Origin of the sequence: Flavobacterium sp. Leaf359 (genome assembly GCF_001423985.1) — a bacterium.
GTDB classification, from domain to species: domain Bacteria; phylum Bacteroidota; class Bacteroidia; order Flavobacteriales; family Flavobacteriaceae; genus Flavobacterium; species Flavobacterium lindanitolerans.
Genome location: NZ_LMPW01000001.1, coordinates 42,918 through 50,870, shown reverse-complemented (window position 1 = coordinate 50,870; position 7,953 = coordinate 42,918). Strand labels below are relative to the sequence as shown.

The window sequence follows — 7,953 nt, the reverse complement described above, 5'->3', positions numbered from 1 at the left end:
TTATATCATTTACACTTTTACTGCTATATAAAAGATAATAATTCTTTGGAGAATTGTTGGTTATGGTTATTTTTAAATCAGTGCTATCTTTTATTGAAGTGTTAGTTAGCCTGATATCTATATCGGATCGGATTTCACTTCGATTATATTTTGCGCATCCTATAAGGACGAAACAAATAAAAATTATCTTTTTCATATTAGCGAGGCATTAAATTTTTCCAATATTGGTGTTCTTGGGGGTTATATAACAATGAGCCATGATTTAATTCCCATTGATAGGCTCTGTCTTCAGAAATTGCTCTAGCTCCCTCACTCTTATGTTTATTATACCACTTAGTATAATTCCCGGATACTGCGTCAATAGCATGGCTTAATTCATGTCCCATAGTCGCGGCTAAATTATGGTATGTGTTTTTTGCATAAGTATTAAGTTTAATAAGTCCTGTAAACTTAACTGTATAAACTTCAGTTTCTAAATTCTGAGTTACTTTTATACCTGCCTGTCCTGCCGATGACTGCCCACTTTTGCTTTTTAATCCTTCTACAAATTCAAAATCAGGAGAATTCGCTTGGCTATACATATCCGGAAACACTTTACTTGCAAAGTCTTTTGCTCCGGCATTGTCTAATAAAGCAGTTGCATTCGGATCATAACCTGCATTTTCCAGAAGTTCATTTATTGTTTTATACTCTTGTATTTTACCTACTACCATATGTGCCACATGGTTTAAACCGCTGGTAATTACTCCCTGCCTAAATCCATCAACAAACTTTCCTCCGGCAATAGTACTGCTTAATCCACCACTTAATCCACCTGCTGCAATCATAGCACCTTTAAACAGATTAGGGTTTCTTGTGGCTGTACTGGTCCATTTTGTGTAATCATCATCAAGATAAAAGCCATCGACATTTCCAAGATACTGAAGCCCACTACTAATCAAAGAACTTACTGCCCCGGCAGCAAAACCGCTTAAAAAATCTCCTCCGTTGGCCATTGACAATAAGCCACCTGTAAAACCGTGCAATCCTGCCTGCACTACGGCTGTGCTAAAGGCGGATGAAAAAGCTCCTTTCATTACTTCTCCTATACCTAAGCTTATCGCTGCACTTACACCTCCTACAACGCCCGCTTTTCCGGAACCATACCAGAAAGGTATTTTATTGATGGAGTTATTGATTCCATTAAGCACTACTGCAACTGCAACCCCTATTAATACCTCTACTATAAACTCACCACTAGGGTCAGTATATAATAATGGGTTATTTAACGTATACCCGTAACGGTTAAAATTCTGCGTATTATAAACATCCTGTACATAATTGTCTGGCGACAGGAACCTGCGTAATGCAGGATCATAAAGCCTACCGTTCATATGGATGAGCCCTACCGTTTTTAGGTGCTCATGCCCTGTATACCCCCTATCAATCAACAGGCTGTTAATCCAACCCAAAGCATTTGGAAGCACAGAAGTGTCGCTACTTCCAAGCTTTGCCTCTTTCAGGTTGCCCCATGCATCAAAATAACGTCTTTCTATTACATTTCCATAACCGCCTGAAATGGCCAGAATGGTATTTTGGTTATCCCGATGTAAAAAATACTTTCCGGAGCTTACCTGCCCGTCAGCAAAAAGCTGGTCCACTTTCATGTAATTGGCCGTATAGGCATCACCGGTAATATACGTAATAATTTTGACAGTACCGTTCTCTTTGACGATTTCGATGCTTTTATCCGATGAATAAAATTTTCGGTTTGGTCTTGCCGCAGCGGTGGCATCCATGCTGCCATAATAAATGGCACTTCGGGTTTTCAGTATCGAATAGTCATAAGAAATCCGATCCTTTCCTTCCAAAACTATTTCATTCGGATTCTTAAACGCATTATATTGTATTTCTGCAAATCCTCTGTTGGTATTCAGATTGCTACCGTTCGCATTAAAATCAACACTCTGTAGCCTATAATCCTGCGTATTATAGTTATAACTACCCACCTCGCTGTTGGAGGTCATGCGTCCACGCTTGTCATAAGTATACTGCTGTACGACGCTTCCGTTTACGGATTCTGACAATAGTCTGTCCAGATCATCATAAGTATAGGTTTCGTTTTTGCCAAAAACAAGATTATTCCGACTCAACAATATACCTTTCTGTACATCATAATTATAATCGATGTTGATTAAAGTGCCATTACGCCTGTTGTGTCTGATTTTTTCCAAAGACAGGTTATTTCTATTGTATGTAACGCTCATACCATAACCGTTACCAAAACTCATATTTGTGATTGCTCCTTGTGCATTGGTCGTACCAAGTTCCCAAATTACTGCTGAAGTTTCAGCATCGGTCTGACTAATTAATATTCCCCTGGAATCATATTTGTTACTCACTTGTGAAGTGGTTGTATAATTAGGGTTGCTAATAGTCGTTTTGAATTCGGTCATGTCAACTCGCCCATAGTCGCCATACGTTAGTGTTGTCAGGTAGGTAAAATCAGGAGTCTGTTCTTTTTTTCCGGTTATCCTATGATACGGATCGTTATAAAAAGTCGTATAAGTGTAGGACTTCCCGTTATAGGTTCCTGAAACCACAGTTGGAAGCTTGGTAGTACTGTCATAACTGTAATTTTTTGCTATAACAGTATTCTCTGCTGGGCTCGATGTGTTTTCAGAAATGATCTTGCCAAAATCATCATAAGTATATTCCGTATAACCACCTTTTGGATTTATTTCTTTTTTAATCCGGCTGAAATTGTCATATTCATAACGGTAGGTTCCGGCTGAAGGATCAATGAGTTTGGTCTTGTTTCCCCAACCGTCTATTTCAATTTTGGTAATGACACCATCATAATTAGCTTCTTTCAAAGCTCCATTAGGGTAATATTTATAAAATATTTCTCCGCCACCGTCCTGATGCTTTATGATATGGCCCATTGCATCAGCAACCTTTATCATTTTTTTATGTCCGTCTTCAACGGTTACTTTCAATCCTTCATAACAGGTTGTCATGACTTTTCCTGTAAAAGAAGTATGTTTGACCGCCCTGTCTATTGCATCATATTCAATTGTATTCCATAATATAGGGTCACCGTCAAAGTAAGGTTCACTTTCTTTGATCTTTTTTCCAAACAGATCATATTCAGTTTCTGTAATGGCCCAAAGTCCGTTGGCTGTCTCGCTTTTAGTCTTAATTGTCCTGTCAAAAATATCTTTAATGCTAATTATTTCAGCTCCTCCTTCCTTTTTAACAGAAATAGAATAGTAACCCAATGGTTCATTAGGTGTTATATTTTTGGCAAAGGTTGTCTTTTTACCTAAATAATCCGTTGTTTCCTTTATATTCCCCCAATCATCATAACGATAGGAAGTTGTATGCCCCAACGGTGACACCTCAGACAAAGTCTTTCCAAGAGCATTAACATTGGCTGTACTTATCATACCTTCGGCATCTGTTGTCTTACGTATATATCTGTTCGTCACATCATATTCATAAGTTGTAGTAACAGGTGCAATACCATTAGCAGATACGGCCTGTGATTTGGTTCCTCCAAAAGGATAATAAGTAAAATCAGTTACAATTGGCAACGTAGCATTACCATATTTTTTGGTCTGGTATACGGTTCCATTGGCATTAAAAAATTGTTCTTCTTTGGTAGAAAAGGAGTCGCTTCCTTTCCTGGTCGTATTCGTCGTTGTTGTAATCCTGCCAAAATGGTAATGCTGTCCGCTTGACGATTCCGGCTCATAGGTATATTCTTCTACAGAAGAACCTATACTGTTATAGCTGGTATTAATTTTTTTAAGCAGTAAATCACCTGCAGTATCATATTCATAACTTTTGAAAATGGTAATGTTTTTCAGGAAATCTTTATTGGTTTCAGAGGTAGTAAGAATCAAGTATCGGTTACCTCCTTTGTCAAATCGGCTGCTGTTTGCCGTGGAAAGGCTAAAGATTGAATTCATATTCAAGCTACCATAGGCTGTAGAGAGCAAAGCACCTTCCATCAGAGGATCATAAGTATTTGTTTTCCAGAAATGCCCTTTAAAAATATCTTTCATGCGATACTTTCCGTTTTCGAAAATGCTTTCATAAGGATCGCTCACGAAAGTTTTTTGGAATCCTAAAAATCCTTTTCCTCCTAAATGCTGTATCCCGTTACGGTAGCGGTATTCTTTAGTTATGATTTTGTCATCAAACAGTGTATGTACTTTGTAGGCCAGATAATTTGTCCCGATATTTTTATGTACATAATACGGATAGTTTAGCTGTGTACTCTCTGTGGAATAAGCAGCGTCTTCATAGGTGCTTTGTTTTTCAGCCATCGCCCTATATTCGATTCTTTGACGAACCGGACTGCCATTGTCAACTTCTCTGAGCTGTCCTTCAATAAAATTATCATTGTTAATGATAAATTTTTTATCATTTCTTAGTATAGGATCGTGAATCAGTATCCCTGTCTTATAAGTATTAAGGTAATTATAATCCGAATAGTTAAGAATTAGTGACAATGGAGATATGTTGACATTATCAAGCGCTATGGTCGTACTCAGGTTATGTAATGTCTGTGAACCGTCAGGCAGGTTTCTTGTTTCATGGAAAAATATTCTGTTGGCATTTACGGGACTAACATTCTCAAAAGAATTAAGGGGCTGTATGTTTGTCAAAGAGAGTCTTCCTGAAAGATCGTACTTTGCCTTTCCAAATTTCCTTACCGTGATAAGATCCGTCTTTCCGTCATTGTTGAAATCAGCGGCAAGAATAGTAGATGTAGCATATTCCGTATATTGATAGGTATCCGGTTTTCCAGACCATATTTTATCCCATGTTGACGATTTTTTCATCACATTTCGTTGCGAAGTGGCTATATAAGCCAATTTTTGCTGGGTGAAATCTTTTTGAGTTTTTACAAATGACTGACCTGTTGAAATATATTGCCACCACAATAATGTTTCCGTTTCCATCTCACTGAGCTCTCTTGCAGCTGTAGAACCTTCAAGGTTATAGATTTTCTGTGGAGTTATAAAATCCGTAAGTCCATCGCCATTAAAATCTCCAAAAATGATAGGGGTCTTCTCCGTAAAATTGGTAAGTGCTATATTGGTCTGTCCCGCAATAGCTGTGAGTGTGTTAGTTACTGAATTGAATTTAAGGATTGTGTATTTATTGGTCGTCCTGTTTACCACCATTATTTCCGGTACTCCGTCACCGTCAAACTCTATGATATAAAAATCAGTCTTGTCATCTATTCCTAAAGCAGGACATGCTACTGTAGCAGGAACCGCTGTTCCTCCTGGCAACAATCCTATTTCTGCAAAATATACCTTCTGTATACGATTTAGGTTCAGCCGCTCAAAAATCAGAAGATCAACCAAACCGTCATTATTAAAATCTCCTGAAACAAAATTCCTGGGCCTATCATCTCTGGTTCCATTAATCTCATTTAATCCTCCTTTTAAATCCATCAGGATTGTTTTTGCCTGCCCTGTGGAAAGACTTGTTGTCTTGAATGTAAGTTTGTCAACAAGTGTTGAAGGATTGGTAGTTCCTCCCGGATAGTCAGTCTGTAATGCTATCAGGTCATCTGCTTCTGATATTTTATTGTCACGAAGCACCTTTCCCGAAAAATAATCTTTTGACTTTGAATAACTTGAAATTGTACCGGTTTTAGGATTGTAAAGTTTGAAATTGGTTTCCGATTCTTTTGTTTCATAAATCGGACTGGGAACACCCGTTCCGTAAAAATCTCCAACGACAACACTCCCTAATCCTATGGTTTGAAAAGGCCAGTTATTAATATAAGAACTTGAACTCTCTATAACACCAGTAGTAGCACTATTATAATTAAACTTTAAAGGCTTTAAGGCAGCACCATTTTCATTTTCTACAGTTATTTTGATTAGGCGCTCTGTGGTGTAGCTTTGTATCCTGTCAAAAAACAGCTTGTATTTTCTATATAACCCGTTATTTGCAGTTAGATAGGTTGACTTGACTCGTATCTCAGACAGGATTTTAGACGAGAAATATCCTGTCCCATTTCTGTATGACTTTGTAATGGTCGTCCTGTCATTGTAAATAAATTCTACAAAGAATTTGTCGTTAGCTGCCGAATTACCTCCATAAGATATGGTTGTCAGTACCGGCACATTACTGGTTATATTGTAGGCATAATGCACCTCATTATCAAGAGCATCAATCAATGTTGCTATATAATATTGTCCGGGAACCAATTCTTTATATTTTGCTATTCTGCCATCCGTATACTGTATGATAAAACCAAATTCTGATCCTGTCGACTGTTTTGTAATTTTAATTTTAGAATATTTTTCTGTTACATACGTAGTAGCTGAAACTTTCAACAATCTTTCTCCATCCAGATAAAAAGGATCCTGTCCGTCATATTGCACCCCTATCGTTACACCGTCAATAAGCTTGCTTTTTCCTCCTTGGGTAATCATGGATAGTCCCATTATATTCCAGCCCCATCCGGCCGTTCCGTTACCTGACTGGCTATTATAAGCTAAGGCTAAATTGGGTTGAAAACTATTGACACCCTTAAGCACCTCAATAGGCAATAAATAAGTTAATGCTCCGGCTTCATTTACATTCATCTCAGCTTTTATAGAAGGAATTGTATCCATTGAAGAAGCATCAAATCTATGAGCTTCGTTTTGGTCCTGGCTATAGCCGGAAACATCGAATTGTAAGGGAATTGACTGTTGCTGCTGTGCTGAAACAGAATTGAAAACCAACAGAAAAAATGTGCATAGTGTAAGAAATCTGCGCATAGGATATCTTTTTTGGAATAGAAAATTTAAAGATTAGATTTTCATTACATTTTTGGAAATGAATTGTCCCGAATCGAGAAGAAATCTCACAATATAGATTCCTGTAGGCTGGTAAGAAAGATCAATAACTGTGGAGGATTGGGAGACCAATATTGTTGTATTTGATATATTGATTCCTCCTGTATTAAATACTTGCATTTGCGTAATCTTCCCATTAATTGATCCGTCCCATTGTACATTTACAGTAGTACTGGTAGGATTTGGATATAATATAATCTTTGAAGCTATTTCTTCAAGTTCTGAACTACCATATTCAAAAGCCTGCCCGCTATCATTTGTCCGTTCATTATTTTCATCGCACAGAAAAGTACTGACCAAATTGCCGGAGGCATCATGACTAAAGCATTTTTTTAGAACTGGATTTATATATGGAGCAGTTTGTTGCACAACATTTATTGTTAAAGGACATGTTATTGCCAAAATAGCATTACTGTAGGTTTCCCATGTCAGGCTTGCATAATTATCCTGAGAAGCTTGCTGAAAGCTTGCTATATCTTCCAGATTTTGTGTTGGAGGAACATAAGCTGCTGTTAGAGGGGTTGGAGTACCGGGATAGAAATATTCTTCGTTACTCAGATGAAGTGATTCCAGATAAAAATTTACGCCGGAAGGATTCATATATCCTGGATTAAAGTGACGGTCAAATTCATCATTATGCCAGCTAGCACTTTGGATAGCATATCCTCTTAAGTCTGTTCCCCTCACAAATCCTACATTGAGGCTTATATTCTCTGTCTTATTCCTAAACATTACATTTCCCTGGTAAAAGATTTGTGATTCTTTTCCGATAGTTGTAGGGAAAAAAGTGGTAAAGTAGTCACCTATGGGCTCAAAAGGATCTCTATAAGCTACAACAATAAAACTTTGAGAAGGGATTATCACATTGTCCGGAAAGACATATTTTGATGCATTGTCTGTTATTGACCATCCCTTAAGCGACAGGTCTTCAGTAGTATAATTATAAAGTTCAATATATTCACCCAAATGATGGTAAGCCCGGTCTGTTCGTTCAATATAGGGAGTATCATAATAAATTTCTGTGATAGCTATCTGCGAAAAAGCCGAAATACCGCAAAGAAGAGCAAATACTGCAAAGAAGAGTTTTTTTCCACCCATT

At 37.6% G+C, this 7,953-nt stretch carries 2 protein-coding genes; both read right to left on the bottom strand.

From position 1 onward, the window contains the following. Positions 1–197: 197 nt before the first annotated feature. Entirely contained in the window at positions 198–6,776 is a 6,579-nt protein-coding gene (locus tag ASG38_RS00150; RefSeq protein ID WP_056065398.1) for an RHS repeat-associated core domain-containing protein, read from the bottom strand. A gap of 33 nt (positions 6,777–6,809) precedes the next feature. Continuing rightward, positions 6,810–7,952, bottom strand: coding sequence for a lamin tail domain-containing protein (locus ASG38_RS00145; RefSeq protein WP_056065395.1), 1,143 nt, complete (start codon positions 7,950–7,952; stop codon positions 6,810–6,812). Position 7,953: the final 1 nt, after the last annotated feature.

What these genes read in the sequence shown, in the direction of transcription:
- ASG38_RS00150 (WP_056065398.1), bottom strand. Translation starts at nt 6,776, where the DNA reads ATGCGCAGATTTCTTACACTATGCACATTTTTTCTGTTGGTTTTCAAT.
- ASG38_RS00145 (WP_056065395.1), bottom strand. Translation starts at nt 7,952, where the DNA reads ATGGGTGGAAAAAAACTCTTCTTTGCAGTATTTGCTCTTCTTTGCGGT.